The 24,240-nt window shown below is 55.2% G+C and carries 19 protein-coding genes; 7 read left to right on the top strand and 12 right to left on the bottom strand.

The features are described from left to right. Positions 1 to 383 precede the first annotated feature (383 nt). The 3 genes from ACFSX3_RS26715 to ACFSX3_RS26705 all read right to left on the bottom strand — a co-directional run bounded on the left by ACFSX3_RS26715 (position 384) and on the right by ACFSX3_RS26705 (position 8,104). Positions 384 to 2,804 (bottom strand): transcription initiation factor TFIID, encoded by a 2,421-nt coding sequence (locus ACFSX3_RS26715; protein ID WP_209992154.1) that lies wholly within the window; start codon positions 2,802 to 2,804, stop codon positions 384 to 386. A gap of 4 nt (positions 2,805 to 2,808) precedes the next feature. Then, positions 2,809 to 6,198, bottom strand: a complete 3,390-nt coding sequence (locus tag ACFSX3_RS26710) for a tubulin-like doman-containing protein (RefSeq protein ID WP_209992155.1) — start codon at positions 6,196 to 6,198, stop codon at positions 2,809 to 2,811. An 85-nt stretch (positions 6,199 to 6,283) separates the two neighbouring features. Continuing rightward, positions 6,284 to 8,104, bottom strand: coding sequence for a vWA domain-containing protein (locus ACFSX3_RS26705; RefSeq protein WP_209992156.1), 1,821 nt, complete (start codon positions 8,102 to 8,104; stop codon positions 6,284 to 6,286). A gap of 244 nt (positions 8,105 to 8,348) precedes the next feature. On the opposite strand from ACFSX3_RS26705, the gene ACFSX3_RS26700 reads away from it, so the two are divergent. The 3 genes from ACFSX3_RS26700 to ACFSX3_RS26690 are packed head-to-tail and all read left to right on the top strand — an operon-like array spanning position 8,349 to position 11,277. Continuing rightward, positions 8,349 to 8,501 carry a hypothetical protein gene (locus tag ACFSX3_RS26700; RefSeq protein WP_155991665.1) on the top strand — a complete coding sequence of 51 codons (153 nt, stop codon included), beginning with the start codon at positions 8,349 to 8,351 and terminating at the stop codon, positions 8,499 to 8,501. Continuing rightward, the gene (locus ACFSX3_RS26695; protein WP_209992157.1) at positions 8,494 to 9,417 is read left to right on the top strand and encodes a hypothetical protein; all 924 of its coding nucleotides are present in this window, start codon (positions 8,494 to 8,496) and stop codon (positions 9,415 to 9,417) included. Before ACFSX3_RS26700 ends, ACFSX3_RS26695 begins: the two co-directional genes overlap by 8 nt. 57 nt (positions 9,418 to 9,474) lie before the next feature. Next, positions 9,475 to 11,277, top strand: coding sequence for a hypothetical protein (locus ACFSX3_RS26690; protein WP_209992158.1), 1,803 nt, complete (start codon positions 9,475 to 9,477; stop codon positions 11,275 to 11,277). A gap of 133 nt (positions 11,278 to 11,410) precedes the next feature. On the opposite strand, the gene ACFSX3_RS26685 is transcribed toward ACFSX3_RS26690, so the two are convergent. From ACFSX3_RS26685 to ACFSX3_RS26650, 8 genes are all read right to left on the bottom strand, one after another. After that, entirely contained in the window at positions 11,411 to 11,746 is a 336-nt protein-coding gene (locus tag ACFSX3_RS26685; protein ID WP_209992159.1) for a hypothetical protein, read from the bottom strand. 62 nt (positions 11,747 to 11,808) lie between these two features. Further along, the gene (gene aroB, locus ACFSX3_RS26680; protein ID WP_209992160.1) at positions 11,809 to 12,951 is read right to left on the bottom strand and encodes a 3-dehydroquinate synthase; all 1,143 of its coding nucleotides are present in this window, start codon (positions 12,949 to 12,951) and stop codon (positions 11,809 to 11,811) included. Between the two features lie 33 nt (positions 12,952 to 12,984). Further along, positions 12,985 to 13,734 carry a WecB/TagA/CpsF family glycosyltransferase gene (locus tag ACFSX3_RS26675; protein WP_209992161.1) on the bottom strand — a complete coding sequence of 250 codons (750 nt, stop codon included), beginning with the start codon at positions 13,732 to 13,734 and terminating at the stop codon, positions 12,985 to 12,987. 31 nt (positions 13,735 to 13,765) lie between these two features. Next, a complete protein-coding gene (locus ACFSX3_RS26670; protein ID WP_209992162.1) occupies positions 13,766 to 14,479 on the bottom strand; it encodes a hypothetical protein in 714 nt (237 codons plus the stop codon). A 751-nt stretch (positions 14,480 to 15,230) separates the two neighbouring features. After that, positions 15,231 to 16,154: an ADP-ribosylglycohydrolase family protein gene (locus ACFSX3_RS26665; RefSeq protein WP_209992163.1), complete on the bottom strand. Its 924-nt coding sequence runs from the start codon at positions 16,152 to 16,154 to the stop codon at positions 15,231 to 15,233. 37 nt (positions 16,155 to 16,191) lie between these two features. Beyond that, entirely contained in the window at positions 16,192 to 17,190 is a 999-nt protein-coding gene (locus ACFSX3_RS26660; RefSeq protein ID WP_209992164.1) for a Gfo/Idh/MocA family protein, read from the bottom strand. Positions 17,191 to 17,301: 111 nt separating this feature from the next. Beyond that, a complete protein-coding gene (locus tag ACFSX3_RS26655) occupies positions 17,302 to 18,093 on the bottom strand; it encodes a hypothetical protein (protein WP_209992165.1) in 792 nt (263 codons plus the stop codon). 195 nt (positions 18,094 to 18,288) lie between these two features. Further along, positions 18,289 to 19,002: a YceI family protein gene (locus tag ACFSX3_RS26650; protein ID WP_209992166.1), complete on the bottom strand. Its 714-nt coding sequence runs from the start codon at positions 19,000 to 19,002 to the stop codon at positions 18,289 to 18,291. Positions 19,003 to 19,146: 144 nt separating this feature from the next. Here ACFSX3_RS26650 and ACFSX3_RS26645 point away from each other — a divergent pair, with 144 nt between their 5' ends. From ACFSX3_RS26645 to ACFSX3_RS26630, 4 genes are all read left to right on the top strand, one after another. Continuing rightward, complete coding sequence (locus ACFSX3_RS26645; protein ID WP_209992167.1) at positions 19,147 to 19,827, top strand: response regulator transcription factor; 681 nt, start codon at positions 19,147 to 19,149, stop codon at positions 19,825 to 19,827. Then, entirely contained in the window at positions 19,815 to 21,248 is a 1,434-nt protein-coding gene (locus tag ACFSX3_RS26640; RefSeq protein ID WP_209992168.1) for an ATP-binding protein, read from the top strand. Before ACFSX3_RS26645 ends, ACFSX3_RS26640 begins: the two co-directional genes overlap by 13 nt. Positions 21,249 to 21,424: 176 nt before the next feature. Further along, positions 21,425 to 21,940 (top strand): hypothetical protein, encoded by a 516-nt coding sequence (locus tag ACFSX3_RS26635; RefSeq protein ID WP_209992169.1) that lies wholly within the window; start codon positions 21,425 to 21,427, stop codon positions 21,938 to 21,940. Between the two features lie 156 nt (positions 21,941 to 22,096). Further along, positions 22,097 to 22,840, top strand: a complete 744-nt coding sequence (locus ACFSX3_RS26630) for a hypothetical protein (RefSeq protein ID WP_209992170.1) — start codon at positions 22,097 to 22,099, stop codon at positions 22,838 to 22,840. A 95-nt stretch (positions 22,841 to 22,935) separates the two neighbouring features. Here the strand turns inward: ACFSX3_RS26630 and ACFSX3_RS26625 are convergent, their stop codons facing one another. Next, complete coding sequence (locus ACFSX3_RS26625; RefSeq protein ID WP_209992171.1) at positions 22,936 to 23,865, bottom strand: DUF6612 family protein; 930 nt, start codon at positions 23,863 to 23,865, stop codon at positions 22,936 to 22,938. Positions 23,866 to 24,240 lie beyond the last annotated feature (375 nt).

The raw sequence follows: 24,240 nt of genomic DNA, 5'->3' as shown, positions 1-24,240 counted from the left end.
CAGCCCACTTTCAGCAACATTAGAGGGATTTATCCCTCTCTTTCCACCATCCAGCCCACTTTCTGCAACATTAAAGGGATTTATCCCTCTCTTTCCCGCCATCCGGCCCATTTCCACCAGCATTAAAGGGATTTATCCCTCTCTTTCCCGCCATCCGACCCATTTCCACCAGCATTAAAGGGATTTATCCCTCTCTTTCCCGCCATCCGGCCCATTTCCACCAGCATTAAAGGGATTTATCCCTCTCTTTCCCGCCATCCGGCCCACTTTCACCAGAACTATAAATCCTGCGGCTGTGGTAGCCTGACCAAATATAATAGTTAGTCACAGCACTCATCTAATCTCATTTCCGCACATCAGCACTCCACTCATCTAGTCTCCACTCATCTCATCTCCGGCAGCTGCTCCTCTTCCAGACCGTGGAGCTGGTATCCGTTGCCGGCATATGTCTCGTAATAGACCTTACCGTTGCGGTGGTAGAGCAGGTCTTCCAGGTGGAAGCCGCCCATTAGGTTCAGCTTCTCCACGCCGCTGCGGCGCTGCTCATGCACGAAGCCGAGCCGGTAGATTCGGGTGGTCTCGTCTGCACTGAAGGCATAGCGCAGGAATTCGGAGGAGCTGTCGCCGAAGAAGTACTTCTCCTCGTGGCGGTGCTCCTGCGTATACTCGAACAGGCGGACATTCATCGCCGCCTCCTCCTCCAGGCTGCGGTAGAGCTGCTTGAACAGCTCCTCCTTGGAGACGATGTCCCGGTTCTCGTAAGCTGCTGCAACATTGGCGCGCCGCAGCAGCTCCTCCTCGAACGGAAGTGTGAACGGTCCCGCTGTAAGCAGCTCCCGGCGGCACAGCTCGATCAGCCGCTCGGCCACCGCCTGGCCGCCGCCGTGCAGCAGCTCCGACAAGCTCCCCATGAACCGCTCGCTGAAGAAGATCCCCGCACCGCGCCGGGTCTCGATATCCTTCATCACCTCATCCGTCACACTGCGGTAATACTCCATGATGTTCTGATCCACCGTATCTTTGCTGCGGCCGATGCTGACGAGGGCCACGCTGTGCAGCTCCTCCTCCAAAGCGTCCATCGCCGCAACCTTCGTTCTGCTGTCTGCGTGCAGCTGCTCCAGTGCAGCGTCATAGCGGAGACAGAGGGCCAGCTCGCTCTCCAGCAGCAGAATCTCATACTTCTTGCCGTAGACGGACTCGAACAGGTAATGAATGAAATTGCGCACCGTCCGTTTGTCCAGCAGCGGCACCCGCTGGAACGGCTGGCGCTCCACGCTCTCCGCATAGAGCCGCTCCAGCTCCTCCTGCGCGGAGAGCAGAGCGGAACGCAATCCGCCCATATGCTGGCGCAAGGCCTGCAGCACGCTGCCCTCACCCGTCTTCTCGCTGGTCCATTCCGCCAGCTGGTAGAAGGTGACCGGGGAGGCTCCCGCTTCCCCGGCAGCCAGCACTCCGGCCCACTCCCGGGCCGGATCAATCCCGGCAGCCCTGCGAGCAGACACCTCCGCAAAATTACTGCGGAAGTAAGCCTGCGCCCCTTCCCCGAACAGCAGCTCCTCAGCCTCGCGCAGCGAGAGCATCCGCAGCTGTGAATAGGACGGGCGTCCGTGGCTCATCAGCCCGGTCATCTCCGCGAGAGCGGACTGCTCCGGCAGCAATTCCGCCGCGCGGTCCCGCAGGGTATCCGCTCCAAGGCCAAGCATCGCCTGCCGCTCCTTAAGACTCCGGGTATGGCCTGTACGCAGCCGCCCGGACAGATAATGCAGTGCATGGTACAGCACCGCCAGCGCAATCTGGCGGTTCGGCCGCCGCACCGCCGAGAAGCCGGCAGACGCGTAGCCTTGTCTGCCTGTGCTGCCTCGGATGCCGCTTTTGAACGTCATATTATTGTAGCCGCCGTGCCCGGAGGCCTGATCGGCCGCAGGCCGGACCCGGTTCTTCAGCAGGCTGATGTGGGCGATAATCTCGTAATTGTCGTCCATGCCATGGACCGACATCAGTCCGCGCTCGTTCTTGTCCGAGAGCAGATAGACCAGGTCGAACAGCGGAGCAGGGCCATGTGTCACGGGAATGGACAGCCCCTCCTCCGTCACCAGCAGCGGAGCGTTTAAGGCATACTCTGCCGCCTGCATCCCGTCCAGCTCACGCAGAAAGGCCAGCCCGACCGAGCTGGAATAGCCGAAGTTATCCCCCTGCTCACGTTCGTTAATCAGCGCGTACAGATCAATCTGTACCGACTTGAACGACTGGCTGAGAATTGCGCGGGCCAGCAGCACGATCTCCGGCAACAGAACATTCTGCGGGTCATCGACCCGTGTAATGACAGATAGATGGATGACGTCAAAAGAAGAATACAGCCTTCCGTAATCCGCTATGCTGTTGCTTAACTGACGCAACGTCCGGTTCATTCCGGCCAAATACTGGCTATCCTCATGAAATTCACGGTACAGCTCACGCCGGACCGTACGCGGATCACGCCCTGCCGTATCCGGCAGGGTCATGTGCATCACGCGTTCATGGACGCTGCTGTTTCCGCTGCCGATCCGCCCCTTGACCCCCTCCTTCTCCTGCGTACTGCCGCTGCCGTTATGCGAACCGGCATGCAGTGCCATGACGCCGCCTGCATTGTCCCATTTGCGCTGGCAGCGTTCCAGCACCGGACCGATGGCCGGGGTCACCTTATCGCCCAGGAACAGGAACAGCGCAGGGTAATGGATACTGCTGCGCCCATCCCCCTTATTATGCTGTGCTTCCTCCTGGGCAGCGTATTGCTCCGCATATTGTAAGGCCTGATCTCTGATCATAGGCCTACTTCAGCTTTCTGCGGATGCTGCCAAGCTTGCCGGTCAGGCTCTTGTAGAAGCCGTACATTTCATCTCCGTTGGCATGCTCTACCCGCTCATATTCCAGAGAGTCACGTGCCTCCAGGAACGAGACATACATCCCTTCCAGCTTATACAGCAGCGGAGTTACATCTTCGGCTGCGGTCATTTCTCCGGCCCGGCGCGCTGCCTTGCGGAGCAGGAGACTGCGGCTTTTCTCATCCAACTCACGGAAATGGCGGTAGACGGCATACTCCACATAGCTGCGTTCCTTCATCAGATTGGCGAACGGCTCCCAGGCATCCTCGTCCTCGTCACGGTCATAGACATAGAGCGCACCTTTTTTGGCGATGGTATCGGTGTACAGCGCCTCAATGAACTGGTCCAGCCATTTGTCTTCATCCAGATGCTGATGCACCAGCGCCTCCAGCTCCTGTGACTTGGCTGCCAGCGCATCATATTTCGCCAGCTCCTCACGGACACGGGCGATGAGCTGCGGGGAACGGATCAGGTTCTCCTGGGCCAGCTCCAGATTAATGCTGCCGAAGATATCCTTCACGGCTTCGCGTTCAAGACCTCCTGTGCGAAGCGCTTTGAGCTCTTCAGCAGCCTTGCGCACTTCACCCAGATTCGGACGCGGCGCATCCAGCTGCAGATCATAAGCACCCAGCAGCTTGCCCAGATCCAGCGGCTTCGTGAAGATCACCGAGAAGCGGCTGCTGGTGTTCTCATCCACACCCTTCTCTATAATGACACCGGACTCCAGCGCCCGGCCGAAATCTGCACGCACTCTGGCATTATAATCACGGACGCGCGGATTCACGTAAGTATCGCCCCATGACTTCTCCGGAATCGGTGAAGGCAGATAGGTCCAGTTGTCCTTATCGGTCATCACCAGATGGCGTCCGATACCTTCTTTATCCAGGATGGTCCGTTCATAGTTCTCCTCGAATACCCGCAGCGGCGTGTATACGAACAGCGGTACCCCGTTGCGTGTATTCAGCCAGAAAATCCGGTTCTTCACCTGACTCTCCTTGATCGTGAACTGCGATTTGCCGAGTGCATTGTTCTGATAATTCCGCACACCCTTCAGAATCCCCGGCGCCTTCACCGGCACAGAGACGAAGCCCCAGGACGGGAAGTGCAGACTGCCAGAGCTGTTGCTGAGGTGGAAAATCGGTACCGCATCCTCATCCAGACGTCCGGCAATAATCCGCTCCACGAACTTATCCAGCGGCTCCTCGTGCCCGTATTTCATCACCAGGAAATCCTCCATCGAGCGGGTAATCAGATCCCCGAACTTGTCGCTGAGGAATTCAGAGATCGAACGGACGATATCAATCTCCTGCTCTTTGACCCAGCGTCCGGAATGCTTCAGCATCTCGCGTGTGAAGTCACGGATCAGATCGTCGCCGTCCTTCTGGTCCATCACCTTGGAGATGGTTGCCGAAATATCCGGCACATTGACGATATTCCAGTAGTAGGTTTTGTTGCCCTTGTGATCTGCCTGCTCTTCGCCGTTAATCAGAATGTCGCCGTTCTTCTCGAAGATCGAGCTGAGCGCGGTCAGAATCTCGGTGAACACACCGTAGATCCGGCTGTTCTCTTCATTCAGCAGCTCATACAGATCTTCATAGAACTGGATCATCTGCTCGGTGCGCTCCACATCGGCATGCAGCCAGTATTCATTGATTTTGGCTTCAATATAGGCATTCTTCTTCTTCTCTTTGGACACAAAAGCGCTCCGCGCATCGCCCAGCTTATCCTCTGCACTCTCCTGTGCGGTCTCAATATCACGCGGCAGGCGCAAGAGACTCTCGCGCAGCGCTTCAATATAAGACTGGATCAGCTTCAGGATGCAGAAGCCCTTCTCAGTGTAGAGCAGCCGTGACACATAGAACGGCCCCTGCTCGGGATGAAGGAAGATGCGTTCCAGCTCTTCGCCGAACTGTCCGGCAATCTCGCCCGGAAGCTGCTTCTTGGATTTGATATATTCCTCACGCGCACGGGCCAGGAAGTTCTGCTCCAGCTCCGTATCCATGCTGACGACCTGATTTTTGACCACATTCGCATGGCTGAGGCGCTCGCTGTTCTGATAGCCCGGCAGCGGCTCCGGCACACGGGACTCGAACGTCTTGATCATCGTATCAAGATCAATGCCGAGCTTACGCGCCATCTTCTCCACATCCTCCTGATTCGGGGCGTGATGGAACATCTTGTCCATTTTGTCGAAGAGGCGGTAGGCCAGGTAGGTTGTCATTTCCTCAATCGGCAGCACGGCCGAGGATGCTCCGATAATGTTGTATTCATAGTTGGCAGGATAGGTCTTGTTCATCTGGGCAATATTCGTGCGGATGTTGCTGATATAGTCATGGATAGCAAACTCTTCGCCGGAGGCCTTCTCTTCACTGGCCATGAAGTTGGTGATGTTCTCAGCCGTCACGTTCATGCAGTAATCGTAGGCATTCTCCAGCAGCTTGCCTTCCGTATTGGTTGCGGAGATCAGATGACAGAGATTGAACGGCGGCAGCGGCGAGTTAACGCTCAGAATATTGCCGTATTTCTGGCGGAAGCGTTCGCCCCGGCTGTCGACGTTCATCCAGTAGTCCAGCTCTTTGAGCGCGGCATACCCGTTCTTACGGATATACTCGCGGGTATGCTCGCTGAGGCTCTTGTTCGACAGATTGACGTCCGGTGTGAACAGATAGCCCAGCGTATTGACACGGTCGATCCCGGCTGCGCCGTAGTCACGTTCAATAATGCCGCGCACGATATAGGCAATATCCAGGAACGCCCCGCTGCCGGTTCCGCCGGACAGACCGGTAAGCAGGAAGACCATGAGCTTCTTGCTGGTGCCGACAGACAGCGTCTTGATCTTCTTGTCGATGGCGGCAACCACCTGGTTGATCTTCGTGAACAGCAGCAGGCGTCCGGCCTGGCGCACCCCGGCGGCACCGTTCATCCCGTCTGTGATGCTCAGCTCCGGCGACAGCCAGTCTGTAATGTAAGAATCCAGGATGCTGCGGTTCTGCAGCAGTCCGCCGATCTCGGCATTGGCCAGCAGCACGAATTCATTCTGCGGGTCGAGGCCGATGCCCTTGTATTTTTTGCCGCGGTCCTGTTCATTGGTCTCGAACGCCAGGAATTCCACGTTGTCGGGCTTATCGCGCTTCTTCTTGGACAATGGATCTTCAGGCAGCTTGAAGCGGCGGTTAATCTGGTATTTGAGCCGCAGCAGGGCATCGATGCCCGTGCCGCCAAGCCCAATAATGAGGATCGGATTGTCGATGGTATCCACTCTAATCTTGTCGCTGACGATCCCTCCGCCAAGCGATACATCCAGCTGTTGAATATGTTCTCTTACTACCGGTTTCATAGGTTCTCCCCCAAAAGTTGTGATAGCCTATGCATCCCGAATCACTTCGCATAATCGTTTCGGGAGCATACACTTAGCCTGTTTATCAGATCAAATATTCCAATAGAATCGTCTTGTCTACCGTCTGCAGAGAGACCGTTACCCGATCCCCGCTCTTCATCTCTAGGCCCCGCGAGGTATCAGCAGCACGCCCCGAGCGTTCCACCGAGATCCCTTCGCCCCCGCGCAGCAGGAGCCGGTCATGGGTTCCCGGGGTGAAGATCAGCTTCTCGCTCTCCTTCAGTTCAGGAGCAAGCTGCAGGAGCTGATGCAGGGTGAATTTGCCGCGGAAGGCGGCGAGCTTCTTGTACTGCGGATAGGTTTTCTCTCCGGTGTTGCCGTCCACCACTTCCACTACCAGTTGTCCGACGAACCCCCGGTTTGCCTTACTGCGCAGCACCCAGAATGCGGCAGCCGCAGCCAGCAGCAGTACAATCCCGCCGATGATATAGTACAGCGTGTTCGAGGTCTTCTCCTCAGCAGGCTCTTCGCCCGCAGGAGTGCCTGCTGACGGCGGGGTGGTCGCCACTGTTCCCGTCTTGGCATTGATGGTCAGCACATCGCTCTCCCGATAGAAGCTGCTCTCTTCGGCCCGGACCTTCAGCTCGTATTCATGATTATCCTTGATTTCAAAAGCACCCTTGAACTCGGCACCCGAGTTATCCAGCGGAATCTCCTGGACCTGGCCGGTGTCCTTATCTGTAGCCAGCAGCACAGCCTTCATATCCTGGTACAGGCTGCTCTCCGTTACCTCTGTCCCGTTGCTGAACAAATGCGAGGAGATATCCACCGTGTCGCCTTTGCCGTAAGAGTTGGCGGGCAGGGCATCCAGCTTCAGCTCCAGATCGTAGTTGAATACCAGATTGATATCGATCTTATCCTTCGGCACTCCCTTGACCTGGAGCTTCCAGTCCCCCTCCTCCGGCGACAGCAGCTTGATCAGCGTATAGCTGGACGACTTGGATAACAGCACTTTATCGGAGGGAATTGCTACTTCCTTCCCTGCAGGATTACTGAGCTTTGCGGTCACCGGCTTAGAGGACATGATGGAGATATTCGCTTCGAGTACGCTGCCGTTGGGCACATTGACCGTAACTTCCTGATAATCGCCGTTTGCCGTAATGGACGGCACCGGCACCACCTTCAGCTTCAAGTGGCTGGCAAAAATCTCGCTGAGAATCTGCGGCAGATCATCGGCAGAATTCGTGGTGAACGCCTTGCCGCCTGTCTCGCTGGACAGTCCGGCCAGAATATTCTTGTTCAGCTTGCCGTCCGCATTCAGCCCTATGGTATATATGGGATACCCCTTCTGCTTAGCAGCCTCTACTGCCGCCTTCAGCTCCTTGTCGGAATCAGATTGCTTCCGGCCGCTGGCTTCATTCAGGTCATTGTTGCCGTCCGCCAGCATCACGATCATCGGCTCATGGCCGGGATCGCTGCCGTTCTCCAGCACCTTCACCGCCTCTTCCATCCCGACCGCCAGGTCCGTGTAGGGTCCGCGGCTAAGCCCGTCGATGAAATTCTTCAAATCCTCCTTGTCACCGGCGGATTTGATGCCGAGCAGCGCCTTCTCGCGCTGCACCTTATCGGTGTAGGCCACAATGCCTACCTTATCGCCTTGGGTGGACAGCATATCTATGAACATCTTCATCGCTTCATTGGCTATCTTGTTCTTGTCGCTCTTGTTCATCGAGTTACTGACATCGATCAGCAGCACAGCATCGATATGTGAGGGTGCGGCCGAAGCCGCGCTGGCTCTCGAAGCAGCATATGGAGATACAGTGATGCATAAGATCATGAGCAATACAGGCAATATGCGCTGCAGTCTATTCTTGGCCTTGCTGAAATAACGTTCGTTACGAAGCATAAATTGGGCTCCTCTTGTGTGAAATTAGGCGGATATGGCAGATCCGTAACGCATAGCTAAATTCTGTCAATAGTATGCCATTATGATATAATTAAACCTTGTAAACTTCAACATAGTGACCGCTGGACCGGCACTTCCGCTAGTGGCAATCGCCATCCTGAGCCGGATAGACTATTCTAAGTATACGCCGCATTCCTGAATATTTGATTAAAAGACCGTAACCAGAGCAGAAAGGAAGAGTTCCATGATTACATACGCCATACTCGGGATAACGTTTCTCTATGCTGTGATTCAGATTATTCTATATGCTTCCCGCCAGCGGAAGCCGCTCACCCGTGAGGATATCGACGAGCGCCTGCTGGCTGCATTGAACGGAGGAGATACGGCCCGTGAGTAAAAAGAAACCGGTGATCTTCCGTCCCTTCAAGGCTCCCCGTTACTCCTTCGAGAAGCTGCGCATCTGCCGCCGCTGTCACCGTTACACGGCTCTTGGCGAGGAACGCTGCACCCGCTGCGGCCGCGCCTCGCTGACTCCGGTAGAGAAGTATGCAGTGTCTCAGGCCGGGCGCAGGGTACAGACCCGGCTGCTCGTTATTCTCCTGCTGACCCTGGCTGGAATCTATTTCGGGCAGAATCTGCAGCAGATGGTGCTGTGCGGCGCAGGCGGCCTAATATTAGCCGGACTGGTCTACTATACGCAGCGGAAAGTACGTCAGAACGAAAATCTGTATGCGCTGAATAAACTGCTTGGCCGCAATATTTTCAGCATCAAGGAAGATCTGGAGCTGAACCGCCAGGAAGCCGTGACGGTACTGCGCGAGAATGATGTGCTCGCTTATGAGAAGCTGCGCGAGATCTCCGTGCTGCTGCGCGGAGACCGGATCTCCCGCCAGCGTGTCGCCCTGCTGCACGGCTTCCAGCTGCGCAAGGACATGACGCTGGAGCTGGAGCAGCTGCTGCTGAAGGACTTCGAGCCGCTGCTGGCTGAATATATCGGTGAGATCGCCAAGGTCCGCCCCGAGCTGATCAAAGACCGCACCCTGCGCTATGTCAAGAATTACGAGGTGCAGATTCTCGAAATGGATACGGGGCTGGTCATTATGGCCGCCGTTGCCAGTGCTGCGGTCCGCATGAAGCGATACGCGCTGCTCTACTCCGGCATGATCGGCCGCTATGTGCAGGAGCTGCCCAAGGACCGCTTCCTGCGCTTATCCAGACTCATTGCCGCGAACCCTTATGAGCCGTGGAACGGCCTGGATGCCAAGGTGGAGGAGATCCGTGAGCTTAAGTACCGCTGGGACCCTGAAGTATAAGGTTAGAAGCGGACTGTCGCTCTAATCCTTATCTATGAAATAAAGGGGCTATATTATATGACGATCATACGGGCTGTAACCCTGCGGAATATTATGATTATTCTGTGTATTTTGATGCTGCTCCCGCTGGGACAGAAGGCGCTGGGGATTAAGAACAAGCTTCAGGATGTACAAGAAGCCGGAAAATTGTATGCTGCCGGGGAGCTTATCGCTGCCGAGAACCGGTACCGCCAAGCAGCGGCCAATCACGCGATATCTTATAAAGAAGAAGAAATTAATGCAAGACTGGCAGAGCTGGCCCCCATCACGAGCATCCGCAGCAGCCTAAGCAGACTGTCCTTAACGCTGGAGGACCAGCTGACTGTGAAGGATTTCGCAGGGATGATGGAGAGCTATGCCTCCCTGCTCAGCCTGAAGAGCAAGTATATGACGCCGGGCGGTCCCTATGAAGCCTATTATCGCCGGCTCTCGGCGGATTCAGGCCTCTCAGACAAGATGACGGCCGGGTTCCGGCAGTTCAAGGGTGAGTATCTGGCCGGACTCGCCGCAGGTTCGTCTAAGAGCGCAGATTCGGGTACGGGCAGCGACAGTACGGACAGTCTCAAATGGAGCCTGCTGCAGATTCCGGCAGACTATTACGGGGGAACCGCCGCCAAGGATAAGCTGCTGGCTGCGAGCTTCAAGGCCCATGATACCGCGAGGCTCAAGGCTCTGGCCGCAGCCGGAAGCTTCGGGCCTATGCTGGAGAGCGCCCTCTCTATGGAAGAAGCTTATAAGAATCATAGTTATACCGCGCCCTGGCTTAGCAAGCAGGTTAAGGAGAGCGCTTCGCTCATCCTGAACAAGGATCTGGACGGCAGCAATATCACAGCCTTCGCCGGACATGCGGTAGCCTACCGCAGCTATGCGGCATCAGCCGGCATTACCTCCTCCAAGGTGCTGAAGCTGATCGATAACAGCATTGCCCGGCTGCTCCGCGAGGGCACGCGCCATGTGCGCGGCGGCCAGTATGCGGATGCCATCAGGCTCTATGCGGAGCTGGCTCCAGTGCAGGATACCTCCAAGGAGACCGCTGCCGCAACGCTGGCCTGGAATACGGCCGAACCTGTCCGGCTGCTGCCGGGCGGCGAAGTGCAGGGCAGCTACTCCCTTACAGCCTCCGTTACTGACAAGCACGGTGCCAAGGTAGCCGTAGCCGGAATAGACGCTGGCGGCAAGCTGGTCTACGCCGAGATGAGCGGGGACGGCACGGTCTCCACCCGGACCGGGGAGGTGATCCAGGGTTCGGGGATGCTGAGCACTCTTTCTTTTGACGAGCCGTTGTCTGCTTACTCCGAAGCTCCCGTAGTTGTAGCTAACGGCGGTGAGGCTGACGGACGCAGCATCTTCACAGGTTATACCATCAGGCCGGAAGGAATCTCCCTGCTGTTCAGCTTCACAGGCAGCAGCTATGAGCTGATGGCGGAGGATGGCTCCATCCGCGTAATGAACACGGATCTGGCCAATGGTGTCGAGGGCAGGATTGCTATCTTCCGCCAGGTAAACGGGGCCTATGAATTCTCGGAACTCTATCAGGAGTTCACATACACTCCTATAGATGCTACACAGCTTGAGCTGTTTCCTTATGAGAAGGTTACGCTGTCCTGCGATATCTCTATTGACGCTGCCGGAAGAGCCGTCGCCCGTTCGAACGGCCGCTATCTGCTGCTTCAGGGCGAGATAAACCAAATCACTGGATTAGCCACAGTCAACGGCCAGTTCGAGAACGGTTATGGAACGGTGGAAACGGAGCTTGGTGAGGAGTCTGTGCCTGTGTTTGTAGCCGATTCGATGGGAAGCTTAAGCTTGACGCCGCCTTGATGTGCGGAAACGGCCCTTCAGTCCGCATGGACCGGAATACCAAAAACGCAAGAGCCACACGGTACGGATGCCGCATGACTCTTGCGTTTTCTTTTGGCGCGTGGAATATGTCCCAGCACAAGTGGGGTGTAGATTACAAACGGAGGGCCTTGGCGGCCATCGGACGTCCCTTCTTGCGGCTGAACAGTCTTAGATATCGCCTCCTCTTGTACAGCACCTCCGCCGATGCGCTCAGCGTCTCCTTCACCTCGCCAAGCACCTCCTGAGTATCCTTGACCGACTGCTTCATCCGCCCAAGCTCCGACTTCACCCCGTCACTCCGCAGCTTTGCCGACTCCACCGTCTCCTGCATATTCGCTTTGAACTCCTCGACCGGAGCCTTCAGTCCATCGACTGACTGCTTCACTCCATCCAGTGACTGCTTCAGCCCATCGATGCTGTTCTTGAATTCCTTCAGCGGGTTACCCATGTTCGTCCCTCCTAAGCTCTCTTTCTCTATATTACCCAGAATGGAGGGATGCGGCTTCAGCTTCAGCTCCCACGAATCTCCTCCAGCAGCTCCATGACCTCCGATTCTTCAACTGGAACCGAATAAGAGCCGTCAGCGAAAAGCTTCATCCTCCCGATGCCTTCCTGGAAGACGAAGCGGATGCGGCCGTTGCGTACTTTTTTGTCCGTGTACATCTTGTCCACTAACGCCCGGTTTGAAATGTACTCTGGAAGCTCTGTTGGCAGACCCGCCTTCTTCAGCAAAGCCACTACCCGGTTAGCCTCTTCCTCCGTCATATAACCAAACTTCACACCCAGCTTCGCCTGGATGACCAGCCCCACGGCAACGGCTTCACCATGCAGCAAGCGGTAACCGCTGAGCGCCTCAAGCGCCCGGCCTGCCGTATGCCCCAGATTCAGAATCTGCCGCAGATTATGCTCATGCTCGTCCTGCTCCACCACTTCATATTTGATCCGGCAATTCGTCAGCGCAATATGCTCGCACACCCCGGCATCCAGGATCAGCTCCCCATCCTCCGTAACAATTCTGTCCATGTTCGCTTCCAGATAGGCAAAGAACTGCTCATCGCTCAGACAGGCGTGCTTGATGGTCTCGGCCAGACCGCTTCTGAACTCACGGGACGGAAGTGTGCGCCAGGCAGCTAAGTCTATGTATACTTTACGGGGCTGGTGAAAGACGCCGATCAGGTTGGTGGCAACGGGGGTGTTCACGCCTGTTTTGCCGCCAACAGAGGCATCTGCTGCTGCCAGCAAGGTGGTGGCATAATTCAGAGAAGGTACTCCCCGGCCAAAGGTTCCTGCCAAAAAGCCCGCCAGATCCGTCACCGCTCCACCCCCCACCGCAATAATACAGCAGTCTCTGCCGTAGGCATGGCTTAGCAATTGGTCCTCCAGTATTGCCTTGGTCTCACGGGTCTTCGAGCTTTCGCCCGCCGGAAAGGAGAACAATTCCACTTGGAATCCCTCATGACGTAACAGCTCTAGTAAAGGACGGCCATATAACGGCTCCACCGTAGAGTCTGTAATGATCGCATATTTGCTAATCCCCGTAAGCAGCCCCTGCTGCAAATCGCGGATCAATGAGGCAAACAGATGCTCACCAATTTCAATTAAGTAAGAGTGATCGACTACTTTTTGGAGTGTTACTTCAAAGCTCTTGGACATGGGTTTAGCCCCTTTCTCTAAAGCTTGCAGACTTCATTTACGGATCATCGTCCGGTAGACGAACTTCGGCAGCGCAGATTGTCTGCGCCAGCGTGACTTCTGGCCTTTGGCGACGGGTGAGAACAACAGTCTGTGCGCCCACTCCAGATTCATTTTTTTCCAGATGGCCGGTGCCGGTCGTACTTTCCCGGAGATCACATCCAGACTTCCGCCCACGCCAAAAACAAGCTTAATCCCCTGTAATTCTTCCTTGTGCTTATACAGCCATTTATCTGAGTACGGAGCACCCATGGCAAGAATGAGCACATCCGGCTTGGACTGCTGAATACTGGCGATAATCCCTGGCTCTTCGTCAGGTGCAAAGAACCCGTGATGCCTCCCGGCAATCTTCACCTGCGGATAGCGCAGATTAATCTGCTCCATCGCCAGTCTGCTAGTAGGCTCATCTGTTCCCAGAAAATAAAAACTCCAGCCCCGCTCATTCCCTTTCGCAAGTAAACTCAGCAGCAGGTCGTAGCCGGTCACCCGCTCCGCAATAGGATTGCCTTGTCTTCGCGCCGCCATCACAATGCCGATCCCGTCAGGGACAATCAGATCTGCCGAGTCGATGATCTCCCGCAGCTGTTCGTCCGTTTGACTCGCCAGGGTAATCTCCGGATTCGCCGTAATGAGATGAAACAGCCCTCCCTGCCCGTCCATGATCTGCTCGTCCAGCAGCGAAGTCGTCTGTTCCAGCGTCAATTTGGAGAAGGGGACTCCCAGAATACACACCTTGTCCTTCATCTTTTCACCTCTCCCATTTATCTAACTCCATTTAATCCTCGAAGTACTTCCACCATTCCACCAGCCAAGGCTCATCTACGCCGCGCAGGCGGAATTCCTCCAGCAGCACCTGGCGGACCCGCTTCTCCATCTTCACAAAGCTGTTATCCTCCTGGTACATTGGCGCGTAGGACAGATCTTCTGATAGGTATTGCCGGAAGTCCTTCATGCAATCAAGCACCCTGCTCCCTACTGGAAGCTGCTCTGCTACCTGTACAAGCCACTTGTCATACGGATAGGGGTAGCCCTCCACCGTGATGGCGCAGCGTAAGGCCTGCTTGAACACCTCGACCGCCTGAAAAAGAATCGGAAAAGCCTCTCCCCGGCGCACGGGATTATCCAGGCTTTTGGCAGCACTCCGAAGGTCTATGTATGTCTTCTTCCGCAGCTTCATCAGAAGGTCCGGGGGCAGCGGAACCGCTTGCGCGAACAACGCCTTCAGGTCCAGCGGATCATGATAGATACAGGAGACGGATGCATTCCACAGCCAGTCCAGTTGCCCCTTCCCCAGCGCCTGCTCCAGCTCCGATAATTTGAGCAGGGTGTAGTGTCCGATTTTGCCGCTGGGCAGATGTACATCTACAAACAAGCTGCTTCTCTCCGGGATCAGCCCCGCCCGTGCAAACCGGCTCGTAATCGGCTCATAGTGTTCATCCCGGCAGACCAGGATCAGATCGATGTCCGAGCTGTCGTCTACAATCCCCAAGGCCGTTGATCCATCCAGCAGGATGCTGATATGCCGGCAATCCTCCGCAAGCAGCGGGTGATTCAGGATATGGATGCTAATATAACTGGCGATTTCCTGAAGTAATTCGCTATGCTGCTACCGGTTGTCCGGCTTCAGCAGCAGACTGGATAGGCTTGCCGTCCATAGCACACTTTTCCCTCCCTCTCATAAAATTCCCGCTCCCTGCAACCAACCGCACAGAACATATTTCCGGAATATTATAACATAATTTAGGAGGGTTACTGTCTGGATGGTCTCATAGTGTATTATGGGTTACTATGGACGGCCTTGTTCCGAAAAAGATAACTAGCGCCTCATTCCCACAGCAGTCATATGTATGCTATAGACGCTGGAACAGTAGTAACTGTATTTTGTACAATGGAATGCTGTAAAAATGGCATCGAAATAGATTCTATTGTATTCGGTACATTTGAATGTTGAATAAAAGCCATTTTTCGCCCATTACGCAACATTCTGCTGTACGAAATACAACAGAATCTCATTTCACAGTCAAAAATGCGTTTTCTATTGCAGGAAATACAATCAGCGACTTTCAATTCAAGCGCAGACTACAGTTAGAAGAGGAAATCCTGTCTTTTCACGGTTTTTAACCGTACACAATACACCTATCTCTGGAAATACACTTCGAACGCAACCTCATACTTTGCACAACAAATAGGCTGGGCGCTCAACAAACACACACAGCCTATCTAACATAGCTTACCCCCGCTTATTGCACCCGCTCCGTGAACAGCCGCCCCGCATAGTCGCTGATCAGCTCACGCATTGCCAGCTTGCGGCTCCAATCGGCCGGAATGCCGCTGAGGCCATAGTAGGCTCCGGCGATCTGGCCGTAGATGGCCCCGGTGGTATCGGCGTCATTGCCGAGATTCACAGCGAGCAGCGCACCTTCCGCGAAGCTGGCCGACTTATGGAACGCCCACAGCGCCGCTTCCAGCGACTCCACGACATAACCCGAGCCTTGAATCTGCGGCGGCTCCTTCACCTTATAGGAGCCTTGCTTGATGTTCAGCATATGCGGGGTCAGCGTATCTTCATCCAGCCATTCGCCAAAAGCCTCTGGAGCCAACATCTCCCGCTTACTCCAGCCATGCAGCCCCGCAAGGATATACGCCGCGAGCAGGCGGCAGGCAGCAAGACACTCGGCGGCCCCGTGTGTGGTTCTTGAACTCATTGCTGCATAGCGGATCGTCTCAGCGGGCTGCTCCGCGTAGTACATTACTACAGGAGCCAGACGCATAATTGAGCCGTTCCCGGCAGAGAACGGGTCCTCTGAACCGCTGTACGCCTCCCCGCTTGCTTCATACCGGTGCAGCGCTTCGCGCGTTGCATTCCCGATATCGAAGCATCTGCCAGTGCTGCTGAGTGCGCCTTCGCGGTACCACTTCACATACCGCTGCATCTGATCTGCCGGATCGAAGGCCTGCACCGCCAGCAAGCTCTCCGCAAGGCAGAGAGCCATGGAGGTATCATCCGTCCATTGACCCGGCTGCAGAGCGAATACCCCACCGCCGACAATATCCGTCATTGGCTTGAAGGTGCCGGGCGCCTGAAATTCTACAGTCGTGCCCAGCGCATCTCCGGCGGCCAGCCCCTGTAGACAGCCCTGATAACGGTCAATCATCAATGTCACTTGTGTATCCCCCTTCCCGGAAGCTTCATCCCTACACTCATTCCCCAGGGTATTTCAGCCCCCACTGTGCCCGAACAGTATCGAGCAGCTTCATTATGGCTAAGGATTCATCCAGGGTCATTACCGGACTTTCCGTAAGCCCAGCCTGAAGGCAGCGGCCCACCTCTTCCGCCTCGAAGGCATAGCCGACCGAAGCGCGGTCATCTTCGAAAATCTCTGCTAATTCGCCGTTCACGTACAGCTCAGCAGACTTCGGATTCACAAGAGTTCCTTTGACCACGATATGCCCTTCCGTTCCGTAGACATAGGCTTCCTCATGCATATTCAGGCGCACGCCCCCGTTCAGGGAAGCGGACACGCCATCGCCGTAGGACAACAGCAGTGAGAAGTGCTCGTCCACACCAGTCTCTCCGATATGAACGGTACTGCTGACCTTCTCAGGATGGGGTCCAAGGACCATTGAGGCGAAGGAGACCGGATAGATGCCGACATCCAGCAGCGCTCCACCGCCAAGGGCCGGATTCAGCAGACGTCCTTCCGGGTTCCAGTCAGCGCGGAAGCCCAGGTCCGCTTTTACTAGCCGCACTTCACCAATTCTCCCGGCTGCGAGCCACTCCCGCACCTTCACATGCGCCGGGATATATCGGCTCCACATCGCTTCCATCAGGAACAGCTTATGCTCCCGGGCATAGGCCACGACTTCCTCCAGTTCAGCACTATTAACGGTAAAAGGCTTCTCGCACAGCACAGCTTTACCTGCACGCAGCGCCAGCAGCGCGTTCTCCCGGTGGAACGGGTGCGGTGTGCCAATATAGACCGCGTCCACTTCCGGGTCGTTCACCAGATCTTCGTAGGTGGCATATGCCACAGGAATGCCGTGATCCGCGGCGAACTTATCCGCGCTCTCCTGTGAGCGCGAGCCGACTGCATAGGCCACCCCATTGCTGGCGTGGGCCAGATCCGTTGCGAACTGATGGGCGATCCAGCCTGTGCTGAGAATGCCCCATTTTATCGTGTAAGCGTTATCTTCTGCCATAGTAATATCCTCCTCTTAATGAAGCTCAGGTCCCTCTGATTCTATCAAAATCTCCCTGGTGTGTACATGTCCGCCTCCCGCCAGAACCCTCCAGCTCCATACAAGTGTGTATTACAGCCCGAACAACAAATTCAGGCGTTCCTCCGAATAACCGTCCTCACCGCGCCAGTTGGCTACAGCATTGAAGTCATTGCCTCCGCCCCGGCCCTGACGCGGCTCCTCCTGCGGAACCAGAATACCAGCATATCCCCAGATCTCCATCACCACATCCCGCTCATATTGATTAGAAGGGAAAATATTCTTCCAGTGCTTCTCCAGCTTCCGTGCCCCGTCCTTGCTGCCGCATAGCTTAACGGCCTCGGCCATGTCTTGCAAAATACGAAGATCCTGCGGAGTAGCCTCCACCTCCTCTTCCCGGCTGAACAGCTCCAGATCCAGCCAGCAATACAGCAGCTTATTGAGGCGGATGCCGCCCCATTTGACCCGCTCGAAATTGAGCACATTCAGATCTACAGCGTTGTACTGCTGATCAGACATCAGATGCCCGGCATCACAGGCTGCACAGCTGCTATACCTTGGCTGCTCAGCAGGAGGCTGGGCGTAGGCATGCGCTGGCAGCTCCGAGGTCAAGGCCCAACTGGACAAGGCGCTCCGCAGATGAACCTTCCGGGTAGATAGACTGTGCAGGAAGGCGGCCGCCACCTTGTCCCGAGTCACAATTCCGCTGTGCAGCTCCCGCAGTTTCTCCACCAGCTCATCATGGGTGATCGTCAGGGGATCGAACATGACCCCCTTGCTCTTGGCATAGTCGAAATCCTCACCGGAAAAAGGCCCGGACGTCCCCTTCCAGCCGTTCGCGCTCCAGAATGATTTTTGCAGTATAGTTTTGGCTCTTTTATCCAAGTTCACTAGCTCCCGTCCTGATCCTTAATTATGTATCTCTTATACTTAACCTGGAGGCGGGGATTTGCACCGTCAGAACAAATTCGCCAGGTATTTTCTAAAAACAAAAAGACTCCCCCCGCCGCCGCAAATCCACGGTAACAGGGAGAGTCTTGTATTATTTTTGCTCAGCTAATCTTTTTTGCTCAGCGTATCTTATTTGCTCAGTGTAAGCTCCAGACGCACCTCAAGGTCATTCTCGGTATCCAGCACGATCGAATGCGGATTGCTCATGCCGAAATCTTCAAAGGTAACCATGGTCGTACCTGACAGCTTCAGCTGTCCGCCGCTGTATAAGGCTTGTGCATCAAAGGTAACCTCTTTCTCGATGCCCTTAACCGTCAATGTACCCTGCAGCTTCACCGGCACCGCCGTGCCTTCTGTCCATTCCTTAGGAAGCTCCGAGAAGGATTTGACTGCGAAGGTGGACTGCGGGAACTCCGTAACAGACAGGAAGTCTGCTCCCTTGACATGCTCGTCCCGCTGGGCGGTTCCCGAATCAAGCGCGCTCATGTCGACCGACCCTTCCCCGGTCATCGCGGAGGCATCCTCCAGATTCACCTTCCAGGTTCCCTTAACCGAGGGGTCTACGAAGTTCACGGTTTCTTTGGATGTGGTCACGGACAAGTAGACCTTGGACGGCTCTGTAATGTTCCAGGTTCCGTTCAACTGCTCCGGCGTTACAGCAGCAGCGGCCACAGCCGCATTGGCCGTTCCTTCCTTCTGGGCTCCGCTGTCCTGGGCCTGCTCAGGAATTACCGATTCAATCTCCACCTTATTGCCAAGACTGTTATTCACTAAGATGAAGGCGGTGATGGCTCCTGCAATAATTACAATGGCTGCGGTTATAGCGATGGTTCTCTTCTTCATACGATCTCCTCCATTCCATATTCGTATCTCTGCTCTATTGGCTTGGCTCCCATTCTAACAAAGGAATATGTCGGGAATAAGTCAAAGCACACCGGCCTGCAATGTGATAGAATTGTCGTAATTTTAACTAGGAGACTGAAGCTCATGAAATCGATACTCATCGTAGAGGATGAAGAAGCCATCGCACGGGTGCTTAGTGCCTATCTGCGAAAAGCAGGCTTCCACGTGACCCGGGCCGCAAACGGCCGGAGTGCCCTGGACGCCTTCGAGGAGGCGCCTCCCTCGCTGGTCCTGCTCGATATTATGCTGCCGGAGATGGACGGCTTCGAGCTGCTGGGGCTCATCCGTGAGCGGAGCAGCTGCCCGGTCATCATGCTCACCGCCCGGGACGGCATCAACGACCGGCTCGCGGGACTGGACGGAGGGGCCGACGACTATATGTCCAAGCCCTTCATTCCCGAGGAAGTGGTCGCACGGGTGAAGGCCGTGCTGCGCCGTCCCTCGCAGTGGTCGGACGGCAGCCGCAAGCGCCATTTCGGCAGCCTGTTCATCGATTTCTCGGCGCGCAGCATCTTTCTGAACGGGGCGGAGGTCAGCCTCAGCCCGCGCGACATGTCGGTGCTGCTGTTCCTGGCCGAGCGCCCGAATCAGATCTGCACCCGTGACCAGCTGCTGGAGCATGTGTGGGAGATGGATTACGATGGGAGCGACCGGGCCGTTGATCTCTCCATCAAGCGGCTCCGTCAGGCACTGTCGCACTGGCCGGACCGTGAAGGCGAGATCCGCACACTGAGAGGAACAGGTTATCAATTATGGACAACATAAATAAGAGTAAGAAGAACGACGACAAAAAGAAGAAGACCACCTCCATTCTCACTTACTGGACTCTGCGGTATCTGCTGATCATCAGCATCGGGCTGCTGGTGACGGCGCTGTTCACCTTCTGGTGGATTCAGCAGGAGGCGATGAACAACCGGATGCAGACGACCGGCCTGCTGGCGCAGGAGATCGCTGACCGCAGCGTGGACACAGACGGTCAATTAGCGATTACCGGGGGCCTGAATAAGCTGGTGGAGGACCGCAAACGCTTTTTCAAGGTAACCGAGGAGATGTGTGTAATTATCACCGGACCTGAAGGCGAGCTGCTGTACTCCCAGCCCCCGATGACAGACGAGGAGATGCGGTACAAGCTCAATGATAGCCTGACTGATTCACGGACCTCTGAATACAAAGCCGCTGCCGCACAGATCCAGGGGGATCAGGGCACGCTGGGGCAAGTGCTGGTTATGCAGTCCAAGCGCTCCCTGCGCCACATTCCGACGGAGGAGATCACCTTCTTCTCGATTATCATCGTCTTCCTGATTATTTTAAGCTGGCTGACGATCTATCTCTTGTCGATCAAGCTGGCCAAGCCTGTTCAGCGGGTGGCTGCCGCCGCCGCGCAGATCAGCAGCGGCCAGTATAATATCGTGCTTGAGACCGGGGCCAGGGAGCGCGAGATTCACGAGCTGCTCGTCTCCTTCCAGGAGATGGCGGGCAAGCTGCAGCAGTTCGAGCAATCGCGTGCCATCATGCTGGCCGGCGTATCCCATGAGCTGAAGACGCCAGTCACCTCGATCAAAGGACTGCTCCATGCGGTACGCGAGGGGGTTGTCGAAGGCGAGGAGGCCGGGGAATTCCTCGACATCGCTCTGCTTGAGACCGATCGGCTGCAGCACATGGTCGCCGATCTGCTGGACTACAACGCACTGACAGCGGGCATGGTTGCCGTCCGTCAAGATAATCTTGAAGCAGCACCGCTGCTGGAGGAAATCCTCTATCAATGGATGCTGACCCAGAGCGAGGAGGTCAATAAGCCCATCCTGCTGCTGCCAGAGACCCCGCTTGTGCTGCGGGGAGACCCGCTGCGCATCCAGCAGATTATCGTGAATCTGCTGGGCAACAGCCTGCAGGCTAAGACGCCGGACCGCAAGCTTCAATTGAAGCTTGAACTTACGGCTACGCCGCAGGGACAGGCCCAAATCACCGTTACGGATAACGGGCCGGGCATCCATCCGGATAGCCGGGAACGGATCTTCGAAGCCTTCTACCGTAGCTCGGACAAGCAGAGCCTGCTTCGCGGACTCGGGCTGGGGCTGACCTTCAGCAGACTGCTGGCCGAGGCCATGGGCGGCAGTCTCGAGCTGGGCAGCCACCCGCCACAGGGCTGTTCCTTCGTGCTGCGGCTCCCGCTGGCAGAGTCATGAACCGGGGAAGCGCGTGGTAGTCCAGCACCCCGCTGCATGGTATAATCAACTGACTACAAGTGGAAACGGCATTGCCGACCTTTAGAGGACGGGACCGTTTCAGCGAGAAATAGAAGGATAATTTATAGCGTAAAACCTATAAATTCTTATATTTCAAGTGGAAACCGGAGGCGTATATGCTTACTTTTGAACAGAAAATAGCTATTCTTGATTCCTATCCCCAGCTGGAGGCGCGGCAGGTCTCGCTGGGACGGGTGAATTATCACCTGGAGCAGAGCCGTCACGATAAGAAGACCGTGGCTTCGCATATTCACCCGAACGGGAACGGCTTCGTGTATGCCGGGCTGCTGCGGGGCTATGAGACAGATGATAAAGGACTGGTTAATATCCGCGATTATTCGGAGGCTGCGCTGCGCGAGCTACTGGATGCGTCCATCACTTCTCTCTTGATGTACATTCCCGAGGCCCCTACCCCTTCCAAAAGAAAGAAAAAGGCACAGACTGGCGGAGCTGAAGCGCAGTCGCTGTGGACGAATGAGGACGGGCATACGCTGAGCCTGAGATTCGAGGAGGATCTGTGGTATCTCTATGCCGGACTGCAGCTTGAGATGGCCTTCGAGACGACGGCTGAAGCGGAGGAATATCTCGCTGAAGAGGGCTTTGCCCGGGTGGCGGACGAACCACACGAATAGAAATGGCCCCGGCCCGTAAATCGACGTTTATCGACGATTTACGGGCTTTTTGGCATGAATTTCTGCATATTCCGGCAAATTTATAGAATTTCCCGGTGAGTCCCCTTATACTAGAGCCAATGGCATTTTCCATATATTTCACAAGGAGGAATCACAATGAACAATCCGGAAGGCGGAACACCCTTCACGAATCCTGAGGGGCCAAACAACCAACCTGGGCAACCGCAACCGCAGCCCCAGCGCAAGGTAAGTGAACAGTTCAATAACCTGCTCAAGGATGAACGTGTACAGCAGGCACAGGCGGTAGGCAAGCAGTATTGGAGCTTTTACCTGAGAGCCCTTACCCGCCCTTACAGTACAATGAGGGAAATTCCTGTGGCCCATTTCATGAACAGCCTGATCACTATGGGGCTTACGGCATTACTGACGGCCTTATATTTCCTCACCTTGTTCATCAAATGGGATGTCTCGGCTATCTTCGGCCCCGGCTTCCTGAAGCCCCTGCTATTGACGGCGGCAGGTCTTGCCGTTGCTTGCGGAGCCACTTATGCCGTTCTCCGGCTGGAGAAGGTCAGCTTCGATTTCAAATTGCTGATTACCCGGATGGGGACGCTGCTGGTTCCGGCGGTAGCGCTGCTGGTGCTGGCGATCCTGTCGCTCGCTGTCAGCCTGTACTCCTTCTCGACCACAATGCTGACGTTGTCCTTCCTGTTCGTCTTCATCAGCATGAACACGACTTTGTTTCAATATCCGCTGAACACCGCCGGCAGCCGGGGAATTGATACCTTATACCCGATTGCCATCGCCAACATTGTGACCGGATATATTTTCTACAAGCTGATCACCTCTGTCATAGCCGGAGCAGCCTTTGGTATGATAAGCAACTCGTTTAATCTGTAAAATGACAACGCACACCAAAACCGGCGCTGCCGTCCTTAGTAGGGGCGGCAGCGCCGGTTGCATGTGTTGCACTTGTATTCAGCTGGGTATGCCTGTTACGGAGTGGTTGGGGCAGCCGGAGCCGCAGGCATTTCAACTTCCTTCGCGTCCAGTGCTTCCTGCGGAATCTTGATTTCATCCACCTTGTTGTGATCGCTGATGGTCGCATTCATCTTCATATCAATCGATACGGTCTGATCTCCGCTGGTCATATCCATGACCATGGTAACATCTGTACGGGTCGGGAAGTAAGTCTTCTTATCCACCGCATACGCGATATTCATGCTCTTGATGTTCATCTGCTCCATCATGGCAGCCATCTGCGGATCGGAACTGCCGCCCTGGTTCATATAAGTCTTTGCCAGTTCTTTGACATCATCACCGGATACCTCTGCTTCCAGCATATAGTTATCACCATCCTCGGTGACCTTCGTCTTTTCGGAAATCGCCTTGAATTGCTCCAGCTGCTTCTCGGGGCTAGCCGACTGCTTCATAGCCGTTACGACCTGCTCACTCATGGAAGAAGGCATCTTCATCCATTGGCCATTCGTCATGGAGTAGAAGCCGTCCGCAGTCACGTACTGCTCCATCTTCTGATCGCCTTGACCTGCCAGCTTCATCTCAATCTCCTGATGCATTTGCAGCGGGTCCTTCGTGAATTGAGATTTAATAGTCATATCTGTAGCTTGCTCTGTGTTCTGATCCCCTTGTTTCATCACGAGCTTCTGCTTCACCTGCGAATCCATAGCGAAGCCCTTCAGCTCAGCTCCCGCTTCAGCCGTCTTCTGGATCAGTTCTTCCACACTTGGCACTCCGTCCGATGTCTGTTCAGCAGGCGCAACCGATGCGGTCGCTTCCGGAGCTGCATTTCCAGCAGGCGCAGCCGTTGCAGCCCCCTCCGATGGTTTGAGCTCCTCATTATTGCCGCAGCCAGCCAAGGCAGCAGTTAGCATAACACCCATAAATATCGTAGTCCATTTCTTCAAGTTCGATTCCTCCTAGTAATATCAGCAAGTAGTATTGTTAAATCTTGTGATGTATTAACCACAGGAGTACCCCTTTTAATCAGCATTTTAAAAGTTACATCCAAAGTCATGGTCGTCCAGGTGAAAAAAGAAGACTATGAAGACAGGCAAAACTATGCTTATATATGGAGAAACCAATATATATATTGAATTTGGAAACACAAGGACAAGGAAAGTGACAGAAGAGAATTTTGGAACTTTAGGAGCGGTAGCGTCCGCCTGAAAGCTTTCCGCAGGAAAGCTCGCTTCGGAAGCATCAGCAGTCACCGGATTTCTACCGCATACAGCGGTGTAAATTAAGAAATCTGGGGACAACAGCGGCCGGAGGGCCAAACA

Origin of the sequence: Paenibacillus rhizoplanae, from assembly GCF_042684125.1 — a bacterium.
Classification (GTDB): Bacteria; Bacillota; Bacilli; order Paenibacillales; family Paenibacillaceae; genus Paenibacillus_AQ; species Paenibacillus_AQ rhizoplanae.
Note: the sequence above shows the minus strand (reverse complement) of the source record. Positions and strands in the feature narration are given on the sequence as shown.

Coding starts and splice junctions, on each gene's coding strand:
- ACFSX3_RS26715 (WP_209992154.1), bottom strand. CDS start 2,804: ATGATCAGAGATCAGGCCTTACAATATGCGGAGCAATACGCTGCCCAG.
- ACFSX3_RS26710 (WP_209992155.1), bottom strand. CDS start 6,198: ATGAAACCGGTAGTAAGAGAACATATTCAACAGCTGGATGTATCGCTT.
- ACFSX3_RS26705 (WP_209992156.1), bottom strand. CDS start 8,104: ATGCTTCGTAACGAACGTTATTTCAGCAAGGCCAAGAATAGACTGCAG.
- ACFSX3_RS26700 (WP_155991665.1), top strand. CDS start 8,349: ATGATTACATACGCCATACTCGGGATAACGTTTCTCTATGCTGTGATT.
- ACFSX3_RS26690 (WP_209992158.1), top strand. CDS start 9,475: ATGACGATCATACGGGCTGTAACCCTGCGGAATATTATGATTATTCTG.
- ACFSX3_RS26685 (WP_209992159.1), bottom strand. CDS start 11,746: ATGGGTAACCCGCTGAAGGAATTCAAGAACAGCATCGATGGGCTGAAG.
- aroB (WP_209992160.1), bottom strand. CDS start 12,951: ATGTCCAAGAGCTTTGAAGTAACACTCCAAAAAGTAGTCGATCACTCT.
- ACFSX3_RS26675 (WP_209992161.1), bottom strand. CDS start 13,734: ATGAAGGACAAGGTGTGTATTCTGGGAGTCCCCTTCTCCAAATTGACG.
- ACFSX3_RS26660 (WP_209992164.1), bottom strand. CDS start 17,190: ATGGCAGAAGATAACGCTTACACGATAAAATGGGGCATTCTCAGCACA.
- ACFSX3_RS26650 (WP_209992166.1), bottom strand. CDS start 19,002: ATGAAGAAGAGAACCATCGCTATAACCGCAGCCATTGTAATTATTGCA.
- ACFSX3_RS26645 (WP_209992167.1), top strand. CDS start 19,147: ATGAAATCGATACTCATCGTAGAGGATGAAGAAGCCATCGCACGGGTG.
- ACFSX3_RS26640 (WP_209992168.1), top strand. CDS start 19,815: ATGGACAACATAAATAAGAGTAAGAAGAACGACGACAAAAAGAAGAAG.
- ACFSX3_RS26635 (WP_209992169.1), top strand. CDS start 21,425: ATGCTTACTTTTGAACAGAAAATAGCTATTCTTGATTCCTATCCCCAG.
- ACFSX3_RS26630 (WP_209992170.1), top strand. CDS start 22,097: ATGAACAATCCGGAAGGCGGAACACCCTTCACGAATCCTGAGGGGCCA.